General features: G+C 58.8%; 18 protein-coding genes. 13 read left to right on the top strand and 5 right to left on the bottom strand.

Translation table 11 applies throughout. The features are described from left to right. The first annotated feature begins 62 nt into the window (after positions 1–62). Together metK and ACQQZ8_RS08150 are read left to right on the top strand one after the other, a co-directional pair. Entirely contained in the window at positions 63–1,268 is a 1,206-nt protein-coding gene (gene metK / locus ACQQZ8_RS08155; protein WP_431709346.1) for a methionine adenosyltransferase, read from the top strand. A gap of 18 nt (positions 1,269–1,286) precedes the next feature. Further along, entirely contained in the window at positions 1,287–3,236 is a 1,950-nt protein-coding gene (locus ACQQZ8_RS08150) for a primosomal protein PriA (RefSeq protein WP_431709345.1), read from the top strand. Between the two features lie 48 nt (positions 3,237–3,284). Here the strand turns inward: ACQQZ8_RS08150 and ACQQZ8_RS08145 are convergent, their stop codons facing one another. Then, on the bottom strand, positions 3,285–4,100 hold the full coding sequence (locus tag ACQQZ8_RS08145; RefSeq protein WP_431709344.1) for an alpha/beta fold hydrolase: 816 nt from the start codon (positions 4,098–4,100) through the stop codon (positions 3,285–3,287). A 343-nt stretch (positions 4,101–4,443) separates the two neighbouring features. On the opposite strand from ACQQZ8_RS08145, the gene ACQQZ8_RS08140 reads away from it, so the two are divergent. The 8 genes from ACQQZ8_RS08140 to ACQQZ8_RS08105 all read left to right on the top strand — a co-directional run bounded on the left by ACQQZ8_RS08140 (position 4,444) and on the right by ACQQZ8_RS08105 (position 16,033). After that, a complete protein-coding gene (locus ACQQZ8_RS08140; RefSeq protein ID WP_431709343.1) occupies positions 4,444–6,123 on the top strand; it encodes an FAD-dependent oxidoreductase in 1,680 nt (559 codons plus the stop codon). Positions 6,124–6,166: 43 nt separating this feature from the next. Then, entirely contained in the window at positions 6,167–7,690 is a 1,524-nt protein-coding gene (gene glpK, locus ACQQZ8_RS08135; protein WP_431709342.1) for a glycerol kinase GlpK, read from the top strand. 292 nt (positions 7,691–7,982) lie between these two features. Next, positions 7,983–10,427 carry a leucine--tRNA ligase gene (gene leuS, locus ACQQZ8_RS08130; RefSeq protein ID WP_431712159.1) on the top strand — a complete coding sequence of 815 codons (2,445 nt, stop codon included), beginning with the start codon at positions 7,983–7,985 and terminating at the stop codon, positions 10,425–10,427. A 10-nt stretch (positions 10,428–10,437) separates the two neighbouring features. After that, complete coding sequence (locus ACQQZ8_RS08125; protein WP_431709341.1) at positions 10,438–11,358, top strand: DegV family protein; 921 nt, start codon at positions 10,438–10,440, stop codon at positions 11,356–11,358. Between the two features lie 33 nt (positions 11,359–11,391). Continuing rightward, positions 11,392–12,072, top strand: a complete 681-nt coding sequence (locus tag ACQQZ8_RS08120) for a helix-hairpin-helix domain-containing protein (RefSeq protein WP_431709340.1) — start codon at positions 11,392–11,394, stop codon at positions 12,070–12,072. Beyond that, positions 12,069–14,336, top strand: a complete 2,268-nt coding sequence (locus tag ACQQZ8_RS08115; protein WP_431709339.1) for a DNA internalization-related competence protein ComEC/Rec2 — start codon at positions 12,069–12,071, stop codon at positions 14,334–14,336. Before ACQQZ8_RS08120 ends, ACQQZ8_RS08115 begins: the two co-directional genes overlap by 4 nt. Positions 14,337–14,371: 35 nt before the next feature. Further along, the gene (gene holA, locus ACQQZ8_RS08110) at positions 14,372–15,361 is read left to right on the top strand and encodes a DNA polymerase III subunit delta (RefSeq protein ID WP_431709338.1); all 990 of its coding nucleotides are present in this window, start codon (positions 14,372–14,374) and stop codon (positions 15,359–15,361) included. Positions 15,362–15,577: 216 nt separating this feature from the next. Continuing rightward, positions 15,578–16,033 (top strand): pentapeptide repeat-containing protein, encoded by a 456-nt coding sequence (locus ACQQZ8_RS08105; RefSeq protein WP_431709337.1) that lies wholly within the window; start codon positions 15,578–15,580, stop codon positions 16,031–16,033. 98 nt (positions 16,034–16,131) lie between these two features. Here ACQQZ8_RS08105 and rpsT read toward each other — a convergent pair whose 3' ends face one another. After that, a complete protein-coding gene (gene rpsT, locus ACQQZ8_RS08100) occupies positions 16,132–16,392 on the bottom strand; it encodes a 30S ribosomal protein S20 (RefSeq protein ID WP_431709336.1) in 261 nt (86 codons plus the stop codon). Positions 16,393–16,596: 204 nt separating this feature from the next. Next, a complete protein-coding gene (locus tag ACQQZ8_RS08095) occupies positions 16,597–17,160 on the bottom strand; it encodes a type II toxin-antitoxin system PemK/MazF family toxin (protein ID WP_431709335.1) in 564 nt (187 codons plus the stop codon). A gap of 112 nt (positions 17,161–17,272) precedes the next feature. Here ACQQZ8_RS08095 and lepA point away from each other — a divergent pair, with 112 nt between their 5' ends. Beyond that, positions 17,273–19,117 (top strand): translation elongation factor 4, encoded by a 1,845-nt coding sequence (gene lepA / locus ACQQZ8_RS08090; RefSeq protein WP_431709334.1) that lies wholly within the window; start codon positions 17,273–17,275, stop codon positions 19,115–19,117. Further along, a complete protein-coding gene (gene hemW / locus ACQQZ8_RS08085) occupies positions 19,118–20,347 on the top strand; it encodes a radical SAM family heme chaperone HemW (RefSeq protein ID WP_431709333.1) in 1,230 nt (409 codons plus the stop codon). Between the two features lie 5 nt (positions 20,348–20,352). On the opposite strand, the gene ACQQZ8_RS08080 is transcribed toward hemW, so the two are convergent. Beyond that, positions 20,353–20,757 (bottom strand): DUF4870 domain-containing protein, encoded by a 405-nt coding sequence (locus ACQQZ8_RS08080; RefSeq protein ID WP_431709332.1) that lies wholly within the window; start codon positions 20,755–20,757, stop codon positions 20,353–20,355. Positions 20,758–20,852: 95 nt separating this feature from the next. Beyond that, positions 20,853–21,725: a DUF3097 family protein gene (locus ACQQZ8_RS08075; protein ID WP_431709331.1), complete on the bottom strand. Its 873-nt coding sequence runs from the start codon at positions 21,723–21,725 to the stop codon at positions 20,853–20,855. Positions 21,726–21,853: 128 nt separating this feature from the next. On the opposite strand from ACQQZ8_RS08075, the gene hrcA reads away from it, so the two are divergent. Next, positions 21,854–22,867, top strand: a complete 1,014-nt coding sequence (hrcA, locus tag ACQQZ8_RS08070) for a heat-inducible transcriptional repressor HrcA (RefSeq protein ID WP_431709330.1) — start codon at positions 21,854–21,856, stop codon at positions 22,865–22,867. The last annotated feature ends 29 nt before the right edge of the window (positions 22,868–22,896 follow it).

Raw genomic sequence — 22,896 nt, 5'->3', positions numbered from 1 at the left:
GAAAGTTCATTCAACGACTTGGGTGCCGCTAAAGGGTCAGTCCGACCAGATAGAGTATTTACGTGACTTCATCTACCCCAGAACTACGCCTGTTTACCTCGGAATCTGTAACCGAGGGACACCCGGATAAGATCTGCGATCAGATCTCCGACGCCATCTTGGATGCCATGCTGGCGCAGGATCCGAACTCCAAGGTCGCGGTGGAAACCCTGACCACCACCGGCCTGGTCCATGTTGCCGGTGAGGTAACCACCGACGGTTATGTAGAAATCCCCGAGATTGTCCGCCGCACCATCTTGGATATCGGCTATGACTCCTCGGCCAATGGTTTCGATGGGGCCCGCTGTGGCGTGTCGGTCTCAATTGGTCAGCAGTCTCAGGAAATCCATGACGGTGTTTTCAACTCCTTGGAGTCACGCCAGGGTACCGCCAAGGACCCCCGTGATTTGCAGGGTGCTGGCGACCAGGGACTGATGTTTGGCTATGCCTCGGATGAAACCGATTCGCTGATGCCAACCCCCATCTTCCTGGCTCACCGACTTTCCGAACGGTTGACTCAGGTGCGCAAGAACGCGCGCTTGCCACTGCTGCGCCCGGACGGTAAAACTCAGGTCACTATTGGTTACGACGGAGACAAGCCAGTCTCGATCGACACTGTGGTGGTCTCCAGCCAGCACGCTGCCGAATACGAGCTGGAGACGCTGAAAGCCGATTTACTCGAAGAAGTAGTCACCCCGGTCTTGGAGAAGTCCGGTTTGGATACCTCGCAGACCAAGATCATCTTGAACCCTTCCGGCCCGTTCATCATCGGCGGACCGGTCGGTGACGCCGGATTGACCGGACGAAAGATCATTGTGGACACCTACGGTGGTTTTGCCCGCCACGGTGGTGGCGCATTCTCGGGTAAGGATCCCTCGAAGGTCGACCGTTCGGCCGCTTACGCCATGCGTTGGGTAGCCAAGAATGTGGTGGCCGCTGGTTTGGCACGCCGCGCCGAAGTCCAGATCGCCTACGCGATCGGCGTGGCCCGTCCGGTGGGACTCTACGTGGAAACCTTCGGCACCGAGACCGTTGACCCGTTGAAGATCACCCGGGCCATCAACGAAATCTTTGACCTGCGTCCGCTGGGCATCATCGAAGATCTGGATCTGAAGCGCCCGATCTACCAGAAGACCGCCGCTCACGGTCACTTCGGCCGCGACGATAACGATTTCACTTGGGAGCGTTTGGACAAGGTTGAGGCGCTACGCGCTTGGTTCAACGTTTAGCCCGTTGAGGACTGCTTCGTGTCACAGGACGCACTAATCGCAGCACCCGAGCCAGCAGCCATAAAGCTGGTGGCTCGGGTGCTGATTGATTCTCCGGTCCCACACTTGGACCGGCCCTTTGACTACATTGTTCCTGCTTCACTCCATGAAAGTATTGGGGTGGGTATGCGGGTCAAAATTCCATTCTCTGGACGGCAACTCGACGGGCTGGTCACCGAGCTCATCCGCGATATGCGCCCCGAGTTCAAGCTGCGTGAACTGGGAAAGCTGGTCTCACCCACCCAAGTCCTCTTCCCAGAGATACTGGGCTGTGCCGAGCTTATCGCCGAACGCTATGCCGGAACCCTCTGGGATGTGGTCCGCTCAGCAATTCCTGCCCGGGCCGCCCGGGTCGAAAAAGAAACGCGGGAAGTCGTCCAGCTGGTTCTCGAAGAACCAGATGACAATCAGCTGTCCCACTATGCTGGGGGAGAACGGTTCCTTGAACATCTCGGCCACGGCGAACGGGTGCGCGCAGTTACCAGCTGGGTCCCCAACTTCGCCGGGTCATGGCCCGGATTCCTAGTTGATGCCGCTCGTCCGGTGCTCAGGCGTAGTCACGCGGTACTCATCATCGTGCCCGACGCCGCAGACCTCGTGCGGCTGAGCAGCTATCTGGATGCAACTATCGGTTCTGCGGCATACGCCCGGCTACAGGCCGAAGATGGGCCGACTCCGCGCTACCGTAACTTCTTGCGTGCCATTAGTGGGGAGGTTTCCCTCGTCATCGGTACGCGTTCCGCGGCCCTTTGCCATGTCCCGGACCTTGAACTGATCATCCTCTGGCAGGACAGCGACCAGTCGCACCGCGAGCAACGGGCTCCATACCAGCACAGTCGAGAAGTTGCGTTGCTCCGCAGTCAGCATAGCGACTGCTCCTTGCTGATTGCCTCCAGCTCGCGCAGTGTTGAAGCCCAGCGGCTGGTGGACACTGGGTGGGCTGAGGAGCTGAAGCTACCCCGAGATCTGCTCCGTGCTCGTGTGGCTCGAGTTGTCGCCACCACCAACGACTTTGAGCTCGAACGTGATCCCATGCTGGCTCGCGCACGTATACCTTCTTTAGCGTGGCGGGAGGCAAGCAAGGCGCTGGAAACCGGGCCGGTGCTAGTCCAGGTCGCCCGTACCGGTTTCGTGCCGGCGCTGGCTTGTCAGGACTGCCGTAGCTTCGCACGCTGCCCCGACTGCCAAGGCCCGTTACAAATCTCGGGAACCAACAGTTCAATCAACTGCAAATGGTGCGGTATTTATTACCGTAATCACCGGTGTGCGAACTGTTCCTCCCCACGACTTCGCGCCGTGAGCATCGGTGCACAGCGCACCGCCGAAGAACTGGGGCAGGCCTTTACCAAGGTTCCGGTGATTTCCTCCACCGGAGCGAAACCGGTCCGTAATATCCCAGATAAGCCAGCTCTTGTGGTTGCGACCCCGGGCGCCGAACCCACCGCAGAGAACGGTTATGGGGCGGTGTTATTGCTTGATGCCGATAAAATGTTGGCCCACGATTCGCTGCGCAACGCCGAACAAGTGCTGACGCGGTGGTTCACCGCTGCGGCTCTGGCCCAGAGTCAGGGAACTGTGGTGCTCACTGGAAACCCCAGCCCCGCGGGAGCGGCTCTGGTTCGCTGGGATCCTGCCGGATTTGCCGAACGTGAACTGATTGAACGTCACCAGATCGGGCTGCCCCCGGCGGTGCGATCGGCAATTGTCAGCGGACCCGGAGCTGAACGCTTCGTTTCGGCTTTAAGCGCCCCGGTGCGGGTTCATGGGCCGAGCATTGCTGAAGAAACTCATGAGCATCGCTATGTCTTGTTTTTCTCGTATGCGGATGGCCCAGAAGTCACTGGCGCTTTACGCGCCTTGCGGGCAAGGATGTCAGCGGCCAAGGAACCTCTCGTTAACCTTGCCGTTGACCCCGACGAAGTGTTGTAAGTGGCTGGCTCGAAGCCCGCATGAGTATGGTTCGGGGCTAGAACTGGATCACGCAGCGAGTCGCTGAAGGAAGCAGCGGATAGCTGTGGCGGTTTCTTCGGCCTTTTCGTAATGGATCAGATGGCCCACCTCAGGCAGCATGACTAGTTCCGCGTCCGGGAAAACGGAGCGCAGCTCTTCTTGGGTGGTGGGGCTTCCCATCTCATCCAGCTCGCCACCCACCATTAAGACTGGCTCGGCGATCCCCGGTGCCCACTGCTGGACCGTGTGGCTAATCGATGCCTGATAGGCCTGCGCGAGAGTCTGACGGTTGGCGAACCCACCGAAATAGGCGCGATGCTGCTCACGCACATAACGGCGGATCTGCGGATCCCTGCTCTTGGTCATGAACGCGCTCATCGCATCGGTCACCAAGGAGGAGCGTAGAATCGCCTCACCGATATTACCCGGCATTTTGGCGCAGAGCGAATAGAACTTGCTCGCCAGAGTGGCAACGAGTCGTTGCGAAGATTCAAGGGGCGGCTCGGAAATCGGGTTGATCAGGACCAGCGCCGCAAACTCACGCAAAGTTGCTAACTTAGCGGCCACTAATGAGCCGAAGGAGTGTCCCACCAGCACCACGTGCCCACCGAGTTCCAACTCGGCGCACAACTCATCAAGCACCCGCGCGTACTGTTCCACATCGTGTGTTTGGTTCATCGCGGTGGAGGAGCCGAAGCCAGGCAGATCGGGAATGATCAGGGTATAGTCGCGAAGCTCTTCGCTGATTCGTTCAAGCCCATGGTGGTCACCCCGGAATCCATGCACCGCGAAGATCACTCCGGCCGGGGTGGGGGAGGCGCTGGGGTAGCTATAAACCTTCATGCTCGAACCTTGATGATGATGTGTGGACACGAGGACTTCACGAAAGCTCATATCTTCAATTTTAACCAGCAGGTGCCGACAATTTGATGTTGCCTTCCCCGGAGCCGAATTTTTACGCCAGCGGCCAAAGACCGATTGTGGTGTCGCTAAATCCTGTAGTGGGCCTGACGCGCAAGCTCAGCAGCGCAGGGGGAAAGGACCCGTTCGGGGGACAGTGCGGCTGGCCCCTCACTGTCATCCCAACTTGCGGGTAGGTTCACTACATTTTGGTTGACCTGAGCGTTCGACAACTAGCAGACTGGACGTGAGACGGAAAGCGGCCAGTGAAGGGAGCCCACACATCGTGATTCGGGAGCAATTAGAGAGATTACGTGAGCGGCCCGAAGCTCAGGTACTGATCGTTGGTGGCGGGATCAATGGTGTAGCGACTTTCCGCTATCTGGCAATGCAGGGAATCGATGTGGCTCTGGTCGAACGGGGCGATTATTGTCAGGGAGCATCCGGCGCCAGTTCACACATGATTCACGGGGGGATTCGCTATCTGGAGAATGGTGAATTCCGGCTCGTCCACGAATCGGTGCGAGAACGCAATACGCTCTTGGAAATCGCCCCGCACTATGTCAAACCCTTACGTACCACCATCCCGATTTTTTCCACCTTCTCCGGCCTCTTCTCCGCGCCGCTGCGCTTTTTAACCCACCGCCAAGGCAAGGCAAGTGAACGCGGTGCCCTGCTGATCAAGGCGGGACTGGTCATGTACGACATTTTTGCCGGGATTAGTGGTCGAAATACCCCGTGGCACAATTTCACTTGGGGTCAGGCCGCACGCAAAGATCTCCCCGAACTACGCCAAGACGTGAAGTACACCGCCACCTACTTTGACGCATCGGTCCATAACCCCGAACGCCTGACCTTGGATTTGCTGCGCGATGGACTGGCGGAGCCAATTCAGGCTCGAGCCAGCAACTACGTATCGCTGACCGGGTTCCGCGACGGACGGGCCCAGCTACGCGATGAACTCACCGGTGAAGAGTTTGACTTTGGTGCCGATGTCATCTTCAACGCGACCGGCGCGTGGGTGGATTTAACCACTGAGCAGCTTGGAATGCAGACCAACTGGACCGGTGGAACCAAGGGTTCGCATATTGTCTTAGATCACCCGGAACTGCTCGCAGCCACCGGCGGCCGAGAGATCTTTTTCGAGCATTCCGACGGCCGAATCGTGCTGATCTATCCACTCCTAGACCGGGTGCTGGTGGGCACCACCGATCTAGAACACGATATGCGTGAGCCAGCGGTTTGCACCGAGGAAGAAGTCGAGTATTTTTTCCGGTTGATCCAACACGTCTTCCCGAACATCACGGTGGATCGCAAAGACATTGTTTACCGTTTCTCCGGGGTACGACCGCTACCGCATCACGACGACACCGCACCGGGCTTCGTCTCGCGGGATTATCAGGTCAAAGAAACCCGGCTCACCGATCGAACCGTCATGTTTTCGTTGATCGGTGGCAAGTGGACAACTTTCCGGGCCTTAGCCGAAACTTTGGGTGATCGGGCTCTGAAATATTTGCGAGCCGACCGGATCCACAGCACGGTCGGTGTGCACATTGGTGGCGGTAAGAACTTCCCCCGCACCCAAGAAGACATGGATCGTTGGGTTCAGCAACGCGCATCGCAGGTGGGGGAATTCCGAGCGGGCGTGCTCTTAGAACGCTATGGCACGCGGGCCGATGAGGTGTTGGCGGCGCTCGGGCACGAGGAGCAGGTGTTACAGCACAGTCCCGAGCTTTCGGTTCAGGAGCTGAAATATCTGGTCCGCGAAGAACAAGTGGCAAAGCTTGCCGACGTGTTTATTCGCCGCACCGATCTGGCCTTCCGTGGCCTAGTGAATCGTGAATTGGCCGAAGAAGTCGCCGAGATTCTCGGCGCGGAGCTGGATTGGTCGCACACCCAAACGCACGAACAAGTCAGCGAGTGTTTAGCCCTACTGAGCCAGCAGCACGATGCAGCGGTACTGTAGTCGGTAACACCACTGGTCACGGCGGAAGATGAGGATAACGAGATTGAGCCCGAAATACGTGTTAGCCATTGATCAGGGCACCACCAGTTCCCGGGCGATCATTTTCGATCATGCGGGCCAGCTGGTGTCGGTGGGCCAGCAGGAACACCGGCAGATTTTCCCCGCCGCCGGGTGGGTGGAACACGATGCCACCGAAATCTGGCGCAACACCCGGGAGGTTATCGGTAAAGCGCTGGGCACCGCGAACCTGACTCGGCATGACATCGTGGCCGTGGGCATCACCAACCAGCGTGAGACCACCGTGGTGTGGGACCGCCATACCGGTCAACCAGTCCACCATGCGATCGTTTGGCAGGACACCCGCACCCAGAAAATCGTCGATGAGCTGGCCGCTGATGGGGGAGTGGATCGTTACAAGCAACGTGTCGGGTTACCATTGGCCACCTACTTTTCGGGTACCAAAATCAAATGGATCCTCGATAACGTGGACGATGCGCGAGCCCGGGCCGAAGCCGGAGATTTACTCTTTGGCACCACCGACACCTGGGTACTGTGGAACCTGACCGGCGGCCCAGCCGGGGGAGTACACCTCACCGATGTCACCAACGCCTCGCGCACCATGTTCATGGATTTAGAGACCCTGCAATGGGATGAGCAGATCCTTGCTGACTTCACCGTGCCACGCTCGATGATGCCCGAGATCCGCTCCTCCTCCGAAATCTACGGGCAGGTACATGAGAGCCAATTACTGGCCGGCACCCCGGTGTGCGGTATTCTCGGCGACCAGCAGGCGGCCACCTTCGGGCAAGCGGCCTTCAGTGCGGGGCAGGCTAAGAACACCTACGGCACCGGCTGTTTCCTGATCTTCAACACCGGTGAAGACATCGTGCACTCAGATAATGGGCTACTGACCACGATGGCCTACCAACTCGGGGAGCAAGCACCGGTGTACGCGCTGGAAGGTTCCATCGCGGTCGCCGGATCCCTGGTGCAATGGCTGCGCGATAATCTGGGTCTGATTTCGCGTGCCTCTCAGATTGAAGAGCTGGCCGAACAGGTGGAAGACAACGGCGGGGTCTATATCGTCCCGGCCTTCTCCGGACTTTACGCACCCTATTGGCGCTCCGATGCCCGCGGGGTGATTGTGGGGCTCACCCGATATGCGAATAAGTCACATATCTCGCGGGCCGCCCTGGAGGCCACCGCATTCCAAACTCGCGAAGTGTTGGATGCGGTCAACGCCGACGTAGCTGTTCCGCTCACCGAATTGAAGGTGGATGGCGGGATGGTGGCCAACGATAAGCTCATGCAATTTCAGTCCGATGTGCTCGGGGTGCCGGTCTTGCGGCCCCGGGTGACCGAAACCACCGCGCTGGGGGCCGCCTACGCGGCCGGTTTAGCCGTCGGGTTCTGGGAAAACCTAGAAGACCTGGAAAAGAACTGGTCCGAGGATCAACGCTGGGAACCTACGCTGAGTGAGGCAGACCGCGAGCGAAAGCTTCGGGTGTGGAAGAAGGCGGTGACCCGCACTTTCGACTGGGTGGATGAAGACACCGAAATTTCCTAACCACCGCGTTCGCCAGCGCACGAGCCACTTGCGAGCCCCGGGGGTTCAGGACCGAGCTGAGGCGTGCTCGACAGTGCACCAAGGCCGGGTCTTCGATGCGCTTCGGCGCGTGCTGTTGCGGTAGAATCGCGGTATGCATTCCCAGTTTCACCTAGTCTAAGGTGGCGCACCCCGAAGCTTTTCGGCTCGGGTCATCGCGCACTCTGGGTCAGACCAATCAATTGAGCAAGTTTGTGAGACGAGCTAAGTGACATCATCGACGCACGAGACGAATACGTACGACTTCCAGTCCATGGAAGCCAAATGGGCCCCTATTTGGGAAGATCTTAAGGTCTTCAAGCCCAAGGAAGATGGATCGGCCGAACGTCGTTACGTGCTAGACATGTTCCCTTACCCGTCCGGTGATCTCCATATGGGTCACGCCGAAGCGTTCGCCATGGGTGATGTGGTGGCTCGTTATTGGAAGCTCAAGGGCTACGACGTGATGCACCCAATCGGATGGGACTCCTTCGGTCTGCCGGCCGAGAACGCCGCGATCAAGCGCAACGCCCACCCATCGGAGTGGACTTACGCCAACATTGACACGCAGGCCGCCAGCTTCAAGAGATACGCCATTTCCGCGGACTGGGACCGCCGTCTGCACACCTCGGATCCCGAGTACTACCAGTGGACCCAGTGGCTGTTTAATCGTTTCTACGAAAAGGGTCTGGCCTACCGCAAGAACCACCCGGTGAACTGGTGCCCGAAGGACCAGACCGTGCTGGCCAACGAGCAGGTTGTTAACGGCGCCTGTGAACGGTGCGGCACCGAGGTCACCAAGAAGGCGCTGAACCAGTGGTACTTCAAGATCACCGACTACGCCGACCGTCTGCTTGAGGACATGGAGCAGCTCAAGGGTCACTGGCCAGAGCGTGTGCTGTTGATGCAGAAGAACTGGATCGGTCGTTCCGAAGGCGCCGAGGTGACCTTCACCATTGAGGCCACCGACGATAAGCCAGCCAAGGACATCCCGGTTTACACCACCCGTCCGGACACGCTCTTCGGGGCAACCTTCATGGTGGTGGCCGCCGACGCTGAGCTGGCTAATGAGCTGGTCACCGAGCAGCAGCGTGCTGCCTTGGAAAGCTACCAGGAGCAGGTCACTCACCTGTCCGAAATTGAGCGCCAGAACACCGAGCGGGAGAAGACCGGCGTGTTCACCGGACGCTACGGCATCAACCCGCTATCCGGGGAGAAGCTGCCGATCTGGGCTGCTGACTACGTGCTGGCCGATTACGGTACCGGCGCGATCATGGCGGTGCCCGCGCACGATCAGCGCGACCTGGATTTCGCCCGCACTTTCGACCTGCCAGTCCGCGTAGTGGTCAACACCGGGGAAGAAGACCCCCAGGTTAGTGGCGTGGCTACCGCCGGGGACGGTGAACTGATCAACTCCGGTGAGCTCAATGGGCTGGGCAAGGAAGCGGCGATCGCCAAGGCTATCGAGATCGTGGAAACTGCTGGCACCGGCAAGCACACGGTGAACTTCCGGCTGCGCGACTGGCTGCTTTCCCGCCAGCGTTTCTGGGGCACCCCCATCCCGATCATTCACTGCGCCGACTGTGGTGAAGTCCCGGTACCCGATGATCAGCTGCCGGTGCGTTTGCCGGATAACCTGCGCGGTGAAGATCTGGCCCCGAAGGGCACCAGCCCGCTGGCCGCCGCGGAGGACTGGGTCAACGTGGCATGCCCAACCTGTGGCAAGGACGCCAAGCGCGACACCGACACCATGGACACCTTCGTGGACTCCTCGTGGTACTTCCTGCGTTTCGTCTCGCCGAACTACACCGAGGGCCCATTCGACCCGCAGGCCGTCCGTGACTGGATGCCGGTGGGTCAGTACGTGGGTGGTGTGGAGCACGCCATCTTGCACTTGCTCTACTCCCGTTTCTTTACCAAGGTCATCTACGATCTGGGTCTGATTGACGCCACCGAACCATTCAGCGCCCTGTTGAACCAGGGACAGGTACTCAACGGCGGTAAGGCCATGAGTAAGTCCTTGGGTAACGGTGTGGATCTGGGCGAACAGTTGGACAAGTACGGTGTGGACGCCGTGCGGCTGACCATGGTTTTCGCCTCCCCACCGGAGGACGACGTGGACTGGGCCGACGTGTCGCCAGCCGGTTCACAAAAGTTCTTGGCTCGCGCCTGGCGACTAGCTCAGGATGTCACCAGTGCGCCGGGAGTGGACTACCGCACCGGGGACAAGGCGCTACGTCAGATTACCCATCGCACCGTGCACGAGTCGGCGCAGCTACTGGATTCGAATAAGTTCAACGTGGTGATCGCTAAGACCATGGAGCTGGTCAACGCCACCCGTAAGACCATCGACTCCGGTGCCGGGGCCGCCGATCCAGCCGTCCGCGAAGCCACCGACGTGGTCGCTCAGTTGCTCAGCCTCTTCGCCCCGTACACCGCGGAGGACATGTGGGCCCAGCTCGGTTACGAACCAAGCGTGTCCAACAGTCTGTGGCCTACCGTGGATGAATCCTTGCTGGTCGATGACACCATTACCGCAGTGGTGCAGATCAAGGGCAAGGTTCGGGCACGTCTGGAGGTCCCAGTGGACATCAGCGAAGCCGATCTGGAAGCCGCAGCCCTAGCCCACGAGAACGTGGTGCGGATGCTGGATGGCAAGGCTCCGCTGAAGGTGATTGTGCGCGCTCCAAAGCTCGTCAACGTGGTGCCAGCGCCGTAAGCTGACAATTATGAGTGATCGCTCGACCGGGTCACGTGCCGGATGGTTCCCGAAATTCCGTCCAGCACGTGACCCGGCGCGCTCTAAAATTGGGATCGTCACCGATTCCTCGGCCTGCCTATCCGGCCCTTGGCTGGAATACCCGGACTTTACGGTGCTCTCCATCCCGGTGATCGTCGACGACGTCATTCATCAAGATGACCCACAGGCACTGCTGATGGGTCTGGCCATGGGGCAGGCGGTGCGTACCTCACGCCCCTCGCCGGGACATTTCATCCACGCCTACCGGCAACTGGCCGCCGCCAGATGCGAAAAGATCATCTCGGTACACATGTCCGCTTCACTGTCCGGGACCTATGAATCCGCCCGCCTCGCCGCCGGTGAGGTGGACGTTCCGGTTACCGTGGTGGACTCCCGCACCGTGGCGTTGGCTCTGGGCTTCGCCGTACGCAAAATGCTCTCCCGGCGTGCCGCCGGAGCAGGTTTCGAAGAACTCGTGGACATCGCCCGCGCTGCCGAAGATAACCAAGTGTTTTTCGCGGTCCCCTCCTTGGAGCAACTGCGCCGCGGTGGACGCATCAGCGCACTGTCAGGGGTGCTCGGGAGCCTGCTAAGCGTCAAACCCATTCTTTCGATTAGCGCCGGTACCATTCAGGCGGTCGAAAAGCCCCGCACGTTCCCTCGCGCTTTGGCACGGATTGTGGCTCTGGCACGGGACGCAGCCGAGACTGCGCAGACCGATCTCGATGTGGGTGTCATGCATTTCGGGGCGCTGGAAGAAGCTGAAGAAATCAGCGAACAGCTCAAGGATTTAAGTGATCGGCCGGTTGTCTTAGAAGATTTGCCTGCGGTCTTGGCAGCGCACACCGGTATCGGAGTGGTCGCTGCCTGTATCGCCCCGAACTATCCACAGCCGGCCGAAGGTACGTAACCCGGCTGCCGCTCACCGGCCACACTGGCTGGCATGGGCCGGCACAATATTTTCTCCACGAGCGCTCCGCGTCCCTCGCGGATCCGCTTCGCCGTGTCCCGGGCGGCCGCAATCACCGTGGTCTTGGCAGTCATCACCTGGGTCAGCCTGTCAATCCTGTTCAATTCCAGCGAACCCACCGAGCAGCTACTGAGCGTCGAGACCGAACAAGAGCAACTCGGGGCGCCTCCTTCCACGCCACCCCCAGAACCAGATACTGCCCAAACCCTAACTGTGCATGTGGTCGGCGAGGTGAACCGCCCCGGAGTCTACGAGCTACCCAGCGGATCGCGCATCAATGATGCTATTCAGGCCGCCGGAGGAATGAACTCAGAAGCCCGCCCGGAACTCCTGAACTTGGCCTCGGTGCTGGTGGACGGGCAACAAATCTTTCTTCCCGGACCTCAGGATGCGGGGATACCGCCAGGTTTCGCCCCGGCCGGTAGCGCCCAGCCCAGCCAGTCCGGCCAGCCCGCAGACGGTCTCATTAACATTAATCAGGCCGATGCCGAGACCCTGACCCGGCTACCGGGGATCGGCCCGGCACTGGCCGGACGAATTATCGATTTTCGTGAAGCGAACGGGCCCTTCACCTCGGTCGAGGAATTGGATGAGGTTACCGGGATTGGGTCGGTGCTGGTCGGTAAGCTCCAGGATCTGGTTCAGGTGCCATGAACATCGACTTCCGCGGACTCTGGCTCTTAGCTGGCGCATGGTTGGCGGCGTGGTTCCTCCCACCGATCTGGGTGGTAGTGCCCTGTCTACTGAGCGTTGCCCTGCTTTTTGCACTGGCCGCACGCACCCAGCATGACCGTAGCTATGCTGCACCCTGGTTCACTGGCCCGTTATTGTTGCTCACTGCTGCGGTGGCAGTGATGGTGGGGAACCTGGGACACACCACCTGCCACCTGCCACTGACAGACTCCGCGACCTTGCGGGTGATGTGGGAATACTCCGATACGCCGCGCACTTCGGACGACGGACTGTTCAAAGGCCGGGCAGAACTGCTTGGCTACCGGGATTCAGAGAACTGGGTGAGCTGCGAGGCCCAAATTTACGTCACTGCGCATCAGCCACCACCGGCGGGCGCCCGCAGCTTCACCTCATTGATGCGGCTAGAATCCACCGGCGCCCGCAGCGCGATCCGCTACTGGGGGACCGTCACCGGGCCACTAAGCATGCACACTGCCGCCGTAGCAAGTCGTAGCGATGGAGTTAAAGAAGCGTTTGCCGCCGCCGTCGAATCACTACCGGACTCGGCTCAAGCCTTATTGCCGGGGATGCTCTACGGGGATAGGTCACTACAGGATGACCGGCTCACCGAGGCGATGAAAGCCACCGGGTTGAGCCACCTGACTGCCGTCAGTGGGTCCAATTGCGCCATCGTTGGCGGGATCGTCATGCTGATCCTCCGAGCATTGGGTGCCATGCGTTTGCTAGTGCTCAGCGGACTAGCCGTAAGCCTTGTGCTGTTCACCTTGCTGGTCGGACCCGAACCCAGCGTGCTGCGGGCCGCGGTGATGGGGGCGATCGCCGCCGTCAGCCTGCATTTTGGACGTGGTCGAGCCAGTCTCGGGATCTTATGCCTGAGCGCGACCTTGCTCCTGCTGATTAGCCCCGAACTGGCCGCCGAGGCAGCCTTTGCACTCTCTGTCTTGGCCACCTTAGGAATCATTGTTTTCGCTCCACCGATCACCGTCTTTCTTTCCCGCGCTGTGCCACAGTTCGTGGCTCAACCCATCGCGATCTGTGCCGCAGCACAACTGACCTGCCTACCGGTCATTATCGCTCTATCCGAGAAATTCAGTTTGTACTCGATCCCGCTGAATCTACTGGTGACCGCAGTGATCCCGCTGATCACGGTCCTCGGAATCCTGTGTGTTGCATTGGTTCTCGCGGCCCCTGCTTTAGTGAATCTGCTGGTTTGGATCCCGGGAGTTCCAGCCTGGGGGATTGGTGAACTGGCGCTCTGGGCCGTGTCCTGGCCCGGCGCGCAACGTCCCTGGCCACCGGGTGCGTTCGGGGTCCTTTTAGCCACCGGATTCACACTCGGGTTCGGCATAGTCATTCTCACCGTAATGCACGCAGAACACCCTTGGTTGCGCCGCCTGGGGAGTAAAATTCTCGTTTTCGGCATGGTCGCACTCTGCGCCTTGCTGCTTCCTGCCACCTCACTAATTCGACCCACGCCACCTCATTGGCAACTGGCGATGTGTGATGTCGGGCAGGGCGATGCCTTCGTGATTTCCTTGGGAAATCATTCGGGTTGGCTGATCGATACCGGAAGCGCCAACAGTGGGCTATTAAACTGCCTTGATGAATTGGGGATTGAAAAGCTGGAGGCGGTATTCATTACTCACGCGCACGAAGACCATATGGGCGCCCTTCCCGAACTGTTGGCCAGCCCGGTGCCCGTGGCCGAAATCTTCACCTCGGCACCAGTTCCCATGAACCCGCAGCGGCAGCTGCGGCAGGTCCAACAAGGTGATGAGTTCTCCCAAGGCAGCACCACCGTTCGGGTGCTCGGCCCGGATCCTGAGGGGATCTCCTCGGCAAGCATTAATGACACCTCCTTGGTATTGCTCCTCGAATTCAGGATTGCGGATCGCACATATAGTTTCCTCAGCGCAGGGGACATGGAGGAACACGCCATGTCGAAGCTACTTGATGAGCTCACGCAACAAGAAATCACCGTGCTGAAGGCCTCACATCATGGGGCACGTAACGGTGGAACACAGATCATAGAACACTTCACACCCCGACTGTTGCTGATTTCGGTGGGTGCTGGCAATAACTACGGCCACCCCCATGAGAGCATTCTGCAAGCCGCCCATGAGCAGGGCACCGAAGTGTTACGCAGCGACATTAACGGCACGGTAACGATCACATTTGAGCACGGCAGAGCCACCGCCACCGGAATTGCCGGTCCGGTTCGATAGGATCAGTGAGGCAGGAAAACGGTTTGTAAAGGAACATGATGGCACGCGCGCAAAAATCAGCCGGCATCTCGTGGCGGGAGATCACCCCACAACCACTGATCCTGCTTTCAGGACCCGACGAATATATTGCCTCACGCGCTTTCGAAATCCTCCGCCAACAAGCTTCGGCCCGCGAGGGGATCGAAATCACCCGGCTGTCAGCTTCCTCCTATGAACCCGGTGAGCTGCTCATGGCGACCAGTTCCTCGCTCTTCGCCTCCGCCAACCTCGTTGAAATCCAGGATCTGGCCGGCATGAACGAGTACTTCCTGCGTGATGCACTGGCCTATCTGAAAGATACGCCACCAGAAAATGTACTGATCATGCATCATTCGGGGCAGCGTGGCAAGAAACTGATCGACGCACTGAAACAGGCCGGTGCACTGGTGGTCGATTGTCAGCCCTTGAAACGAGACGCGGAAAAGGTTGATTTCGTCACCGCTGAGTTCAAGGTCGCCAAACGCCGGATCACCAATGATGCGGTTAAGGCCTTGGTTGCCGCGGTCGGTTCATCACTAGCCGAGTTGGGGGCATCGTGCCAACAGCTCATTGCTGACACCACCGGGCTCATCGATCAGGATCTGGTGGACCGGTATTACGGTGGGCGAGTAGAAGCCACCGCCTTTAAGGTAGCGGACGCTGCCATCGCTGGCAACGCCCAACAAGCCCTGGCCACCTTGCGCCACGCCTTAGACACCGGGACCGACCCAATTCCGGTGGTGGCCACGTTGGCGTTGAAGGTCCGTCAACTAGCCAAAGTCTTAGGGGTCAACGAGCCGGTGGCGAAAATGGCCAGTGAGCTTGGCATGGCTCCTTGGCAGGTCCAAGCCGCGCAACAGCAGGCACGCGGGTGGAAGCGTAAGGATGTCGCCGAATGCATCGAGAAGGTGGCGCTCACCGACAGTATGGTCAAGGGTGGTAGCCGTTCGGCGGCCTATGCCCTAGAACAGGCCGTACTTTTTATCGCCGGCAAAGCGCCACACTAGTAAACCCGCTGGCACGCGAGGTCTTAGGAGCCTTCTGGGATGAAGCAACCACGGATTCGCCCGTTCACACTACCTCCGTTGCTACGAGGTGAATTCACAGATCTGAATTCCGGTGAATATCTGGAGCTGCTACATTTCACAGGATTCGCTGCGCCTCTGGATGCAGCGCAACTGCGCTTCGAGGAGTGCCGGTTCAGTTCGTTCAACCTGCAGTCCTTGCTCGACACCCGGCTGTGGCAATGCGTACTCGAGCGCATCGATAGCCCAGTTCTCCACGGAGCTGGTTCATCCCTCAACGCGGTACGCGTGCACCATAGTCGCTTCGGTTCGGCGGATTTTGCGGAAGCAGACCTTGACTCGGTGGTGTTCGAGGATTGCAAATTTGGGTGGTTAAATCTGCGCGGCGCGAAAGTGCGAGACGTATTGTTCAGAAACTGTCAGTTCGACGAAATTGATCTGGGCGGAAACATCGAGCGTGTGAGCTTTGAACAATGCCGAACCAAACAATTGGGCCTGCAGGGAGCCACACTACGGCAGGTTGACATCCGGGGTCTGGATTTTCTCCAGGTTCACGGGTTAGAAAGTTTGCGGGGGAGCAAAATGAGCGGTCAACAATTCAACCTTTTGGCCGAGGATCTGGCCACCCTGCTGGGGATTCAGGTCGAATTCTAGAAATTCTTGAGTCTGCGTGAGGTCCAATAGCTCAGCGAGCAACAAAAAAATCCGGGTTCCTTTGTGGGGAACCCGGATTTCTTGAAGTTTGCTAAAGCTTAGAGGGCGTTAACCTTCTTGGCGATGGCCGACTTGCGGTTAGCTGCGTTGTTCTTGTGCAGAACACCCTTGCTAACTGCCTTATCCAGCTTGCGGCCGGCAACCTGCAGTGCTTCGGTTGCCTTTTCCTTGTCACCGGCTGCAACTGCAGCGTTGACGTTGCGGATCACAGTCTTAACCTCGGAGCGGACTGCGACGTTGCGGACGCGAGCCTTTTCGTTGGTGAGGATGCGCTTCTTCTGGGACTTGATGTTTGCCACTTAATAAACTCTCTCGTTTATTGTCTTATACGGTCGGTAGAGGGTTCATCCTTCAGGCCATCGACTGAGCGGTGTGGGGCACCTATGGCGACCCGAAGGGGGCGTGTCGCCCAACCTGCGCGACACACAACTACAAACTCTATCAGAAGAGTGGGGGCAGTTCGAGTTGTATCCCCGCTCGGCGGCGTGATCTAGCGCATCTTCTCAGCGGGACTTAAACCGTTCGGCAACGAGGCTGAACTGCTCCCGACCAAGCACGGCACCTTCACGTCGCACCGCGTCCGGGGCTAAACGGATCACCCGGTCCAGTTTCACCTCACTAGGCCGGCCCTGGCGGTCCCAGGCACCGCTACCGATGTCCACATAATCGGGATCCCGATGCTTGCCGTTGGTGTTGTCCTTCGAAGTGAGCATAAGTCCAAGCAGCCATTGATCATCCCGCCCCACCAGTAGCACGGGACGGTCCTTGCCCTGAGAATGGTCCTCCTCATAAGGAACCCACCCCCAGACCACCTCGCCCGGATCTGGTTGCCCGTCGAGTTTGGGGCTGTATTCAAAACTGATCCGGCCGCTGTAATCGCCAGGATATCCGCTGAGGTTTTCTCGCGGTGTTGCCCGAGTTGCTGTCCTGGGCCGAGGGGCCGGTGACTTACTAGCGGTGCCCCGGGTCGAGCCGCTGCCGCCCTTGTTGGCGGTCTGTTGTGCACGCGTGATTTCACGGACAACACGATTCAGGGCGGAAAAGAACTTTCGTGCGTTGAATGCCATAGAGCACAAACTATCAGCGCGATCCGCTGCAATAGCGTAGTTTCGGTCAAATCATGACAGAATAGAGACTAAATCCACGTGTACTCAACGTTATTTAGTGAGGTCTGTTTAGGTGTCTCCTATGGCCCGCACCGCACCGGTGCCCGCCGCGACTGATCCTTCGATCATCCGGAACTTCTGCATTATCGCGCACATCGACCACGGCAAGTCGACTCTTGCCGACCGGATGCTGCAGCTCACCGGAGTGGTCGCGGCGCGCGATATGAAAGCCCAGTACCTGGACCGGATGGACATTGAGCGGGAACGCGGAATTACCATCAAGTCTCAGGCCGTGCGCATGCCTTGGGAAGTTGATGGCACCAGCTATGCGCTGAACATGATCGACACCCCCGGTCACGTGGACTTCACCTATGAGGTCTCGCGCTCATTGGCCGCCTGCGAAGGCGCCATCCTGCTGGTCGACGCTGCACAGGGCATCGAGGCGCAGACCCTGGCCAACCTGTACCTGGCCATCGAAAGTGATCTGACGATCATTCCGGTCTTGAACAAAATCGACCTACCCAACGCGCAGCCAGAAAAGTATGCCGAGGAACTGGCCGGATTGATCGGTTGCGAACCCGAAGACGTACTCAAGGTTTCGGGCAAAACCGGTGAAGGTGTGGAAGCGCTGCTCGATGAGGTCATCAAGCAGCTTCCGCCACCGGTCGGCGTTGCCGATGCCCCGGCTCGTGCAATGATCTTCGACTCGGTATACGACACCTACCGCGGCGTGGTGACCTATGTACGTGTGGTCGACGGCAAACTGGAGCCGCGTGAAAAGATCCAGATGATGTCCACCGACACCACCCACGAACTGCTGGAAATTGGTGTGTCTTCACCGAACCCGGTTCCCACCAAGGGCCTTAGCGTGGGCGAGGTAGGTTACCTGATCACCGGTGTGAAGGACGTACGCCAATCCAAGGTTGGTGACACCGTCACCAATAGCATCAAACCAGCCGAGGAATCCTTGGGCGGCTATGAAGAGCCCAAGCCGATGGTGTTCTCCGGGTTGTACCCGCTGGACGGCACCGACTACCCGGTGCTTCGTGATGCCTTGGATAAACTGCAGCTCAATGACGCCGCGTTGATCTATGAACCGGAAACCTCCGTGGCGCTCGGCTTCGGTTTCCGTGTGGGCTTCCTCGGACTTCTGCACCTGGAAATCACTCGCCAGCGTCTGGAGAGCGAATTCGGCTTGGATTTGATCTCCACCGCACCGAACGTCGTGTACGAGGTGATGACCGAAGACAAGGTGATGCGCACCGTGACCAACCCCTCGGAGTTCCCCGATGGCAAGATCCTCGAGGTGCACGAGCCGATGGTGGCCGCCACCATTCTTGCTCCGAGTGAGTTCATTGGCGCAGTGATGGAACTGTGCCAGAACCGCCGTGGCACGTTGCGCGGTATGGACTACCTCTCCGAGGATCGCGTGGAGATGCGCTACCACCTGCCGCTGGCCGAAATTGTCTTCGACTTCTTCGATCACCTCAAGTCCCGCACTCGCGGTTACGCCTCATTGGACTGGAAGGCCGACGGCGAGCAGGTTGCCGATCTGGTCAAGGTCGACATTCTGTTGCAGGGCGACCAGGTCGACGCGTTCTCCGCGATCACCCACCGCGACAAGGCGTACTCCTATGGCACCATGATGACCGGCAAGCTGCGTGAGCTGATCCCACGCCAGCAGTTCGAGGTGCCGATCCAGGCGGCCATCGGTTCGCGCATTATTGCCCGCGAAAACATCCGCGCCATCCGCAAGGACGTTTTGGCCAAGTGCTACGGCGGCGACATCAGCCGTAAGCGCAAGCTGCTGGAAAAGCAGAAGGAAGGCAAGAAGCGCATGAAGATGGTCGGCCGGGTGGAAGTTCCCCAGGAAGCGTTCATCGCCGCATTGTCCACCGAAGAACCGAAAAAGAAGTAAATGCCATCAGTTTTGCCTGACGGCGATCCGGCTCCGGCCGATGGTCTGCTCCCCGCATCCTGTGCGCAGGGTGCGTTGGAGCGGACCATGTCCTTCTACGTCCATATTCCCTTCTGCACCGTGCGGTGCGGGTATTGCGATTTCAACACCTATACGGCCACCGAGCTGGGTTCCGGAGCCACCCAAGCAACCTATGCCGACACGGTCAGTCGCGAGATCGACTTTGCCCGCCACGTATTGGATCGATCCGGAGTTCCCGCTCGGCAGATCGATACGGTCTTCTTTGGCGGGGGAACGCCCACTTTGTTACCGGCCTCGGATTTGGCAAAGGTACTGGGGCGCATCACCGCCAACTTCACCATGGCCGCCGGAGCGGAAGTTACCACCGAGGCTAACCCGGATTCGGTGAGCCGTGAATCCTTACAGGAACTAGCGGATGCCGGTTTCACCCGGGTGTCTTTTGGGATGCAGTCCGCGGTTCCGCATGTGCTCAAAGTATTGGATCGGACACACAACCCCGAACGGGTGCCGCAGGCCGTGGCCTGGGCGCGCGAAGCCGGGTTGGCCGTCAGTGTCGATTTAATCTACGGCACGCCGGGGGAGTCCGTGGCCGATTGGCGCACGAGTGTTGAAGCGGCATTGAGCTATGAACCGGACCATATCAGCGCCTATGCCTTGATCATCGAAGAGGGCACCAAACTAGCGGCTCAGATTCGTCGTGGCCAGGTGCCGAATATCGACGATGACGATCACGCGGAGAAATACCAGCTTGCCGATGAGCTCTTCGCTCAGGCCGGATTCGATTGGTATGAGGTTTCGAACTGGTCACGTGGCGAAGCCCACGCCTGCCGACACAATCTGGCCTACTGGCAGGGTGGTGACTGGTGGGGAGCTGGCCCCGGAGCACACTCGCATGTGGGCGGTTTACGTTGGTGGAATGTGAAGCACCCGGCAGCCTATCAGCAGCGGATCGACGGCGGAATCTCCCCGGCCGCAGGGCGTGAATTCCCTGATGCGCAGGCAGTACAGCTAGAGCGCACCATGCTATTGACGCGCTTGAACACCGGGATGCAGATTTCGGAGTTGGATGCCTCAGGGCGCCAGGCGGTGGCTGGTTTAATCGCCGATAAACTCATCGACCCCAAGCTGGCGTTGGCCGGAAAAATCGTGTTAACGCAACGAGGCCGGCTCTTAGCCGACCTCGTGGTGCGTAAACTCTTGGACTTCTAGGAAAGTTACTTCATCAGTCGCAGGTTGAGGGCGTACCGGTAAGGGCGGCCCTTATTCACTTCGATGCCGGCGCGGGCGCCCATCAGGGTCATGAATACCCAGAGAGCGACCGCTCCAATGGCGAAGATCCACCCGATGCCGGGGATAATACTCAAAATGTTCAAGATCACCGCCAGTAAGGTCAACGGGAAGGTGAAATTGAACGCTTCCTTTGACTCTTGGGCGGTGAAGGGGCCACGATCACGGTAAATCGCGAAGATGATGGCCGAGGGAATACAGCCGAGAATTCCACCGAAATGTGCCAGCATTGCCCATTGCCGATCTTCGGATGGGCTCAGCGGCAACGCGTTAACCTTTGAACCTTCGAAGCGTGAGTTTTCGGACGAAGACTCAGTCTGGCGAGATGACACGGGAAATAATCCTTGGGCTCGAATGATGGGCAATGTCAACATCGATTCTATCCATCACTGCGGGGCACAGACGCCAACCCGCCGACTTCTGAGCACTATTCTTCGATTGTTAGAAAACCGTAATCTTCGGTGGTCAGGAAATCGATGAGATGTTCAACTTTCCCGAGCAATTCGGGCTGCAGCTGTCCATAGTGTTCCACCCGCGAGAGGATCCGTTGCCAGCCCAATCCGATATCTTCGGCGGTATTGTGCGGCCACCCGAAGCTGCGCAGCACCCCGGTCTTCCAGTCGGTGCCGCGCGGAATCACCGGCCATGCTGCAATACCCAAGACTTCGGGTTTCACTGCCTGCCAAATGTCCACGTACGGATGACCCAAGATCAGTACGTTGTGCGCCGCGCCGGGGACCCGCATCGCTTCGGCCGCGATCTTTTCTTCTTTGGTTCCCGAAATCAGGTGGTCCACGAGGATTCCAAGGCGGCGTTGCGGGGAGGGGGCAAATTCGGCGATTGCCCCGGCCAGATCGTCCACGCCATGTAGCGGCTCCACCACGATCCCTTCAACACGCAAATCGTGACCCCAGACTTTTTCGACCAGCTCGGCGTCGTGCTTACCTTCCACCCAAATGCGACTGGCGCGGGCGGTACGAGCTTTCTGGCCGGTCACCGCACGCGAACCAGAACTTGAGATCAGCGTTGCCGGTTTTTGTGCCTTAGCCTGCGGTTCAACCAATTCGATGGCTTCGCCCTCTAACAAGAACCCGAACCCGGATTGGAAGGACTTGGTCTTACCGTGTCGGTCTTCGAGCACGATGACCCGCATCCCCCCAGATTTTTCGGTACGAATCAGCTCACCGACCCATCCGGAGGCAACATCTTCCAAGATCAGTCCGCGTTCCACCGGCACCTGACGGAGAACTTTTTTGGCAGGCGCGCCCAGATCCACTGCGCCCCACGGGTAGTTGCTCACTGATCATGCCCTTTCGCTGTGATCGAATACCGCTCAACTTCCCATGCTAGCAACGCTCAAAGGTATTAGACTTAGCAGTTGGAGAGTTCGAGTGCTAAACATCAGCAGGAGTGAAAGGCGGTGTTTCCGTGAGTGAATTGCGGCGACTAGATGTCTTGCGCGCCATCGTTGAGGATTATGTCCAGTCCCGGGAGCCAGTCGGTTCCAAAAACCTGCTTGATCGCCACGATCTTGGCGTATCAGCGGCGACTATTCGCAATGACATGGCTGCCCTGGAAGAGGAAGGGCTGATCGTTGCCCCGCATACCTCATCCGGGCGAGTTCCCACCGAAAAGGGTTATCGACGCTTTGTCGATGAAATCAGCGAGATTAAGCCGTTATCGCGGGCCGAACGTGATGCGATCAATAAAATTTTGGACACCTCGCAAGATCTTGAAGAGATGCTACACAGCACGGTGCGCTTATTGGCTAAGCTCACCAATCAGGTGGCCATGATTCAGGTGCCACAATACGACACCGCTTCGTTACGTCATCTTGAGTTGGTCGGGTTGGGTCCGCAACAGGTACTGCTGGTACTTATTGCTTCGAATGGCAGCGTGGATCAGCGGGTCTTGAACTGTGCCACAAGCTTCACCGATGCGACCCTTGTCGGGCTGAAGACCAGTATTCTTTCCGCCTTGGCCGGGTACCGGCTTGCCGATCTGGATGCGCTGATCAGCACCACGGTGATCGACGTGGCCCCGGTGGTTCGCGAACTCTTAGCCGAGATCCTCCACGCGCTGCGAGAGATGGCACGCTCGGCTACCGAGCAACGAATCCTCATGGCCGGAACCGCGAACCTCGCTCGAGCCGGTGGGGATTTCCCCTTAAGTATCACCCCGGTGCTGGAAGCACTGGAGGAACAGGTGGTTTTACTCAAGCTCTTCTCCGAACTAGAAGCGGATTCGCGTGGCTTGTCGGTGAGTATCGGCACCGAAACACATATTGGTGAGCTTTCCGAAGCAGCAGTGATAGCAACCAGCTATGGCAGCGATTCGCGCAATAAGCTCGGGGTATTAGGCCCCACGCGGATGAATTACCCAAGTTCCATGGCCTCGGTACGTGCGGTAGCACGCTACCTCTCAAAGATTCTGGCCAGTTAGGGAACCTTCGGGTTTCCCCACATAGACTT

Origin of the sequence: Glutamicibacter uratoxydans, assembly GCF_050753455.1 — a bacterium.
Lineage (GTDB): Bacteria > Actinomycetota > Actinomycetes > Actinomycetales > Micrococcaceae > Glutamicibacter > Glutamicibacter uratoxydans_A.
This window is presented reverse-complemented; position numbering and strand designations above follow the sequence as displayed.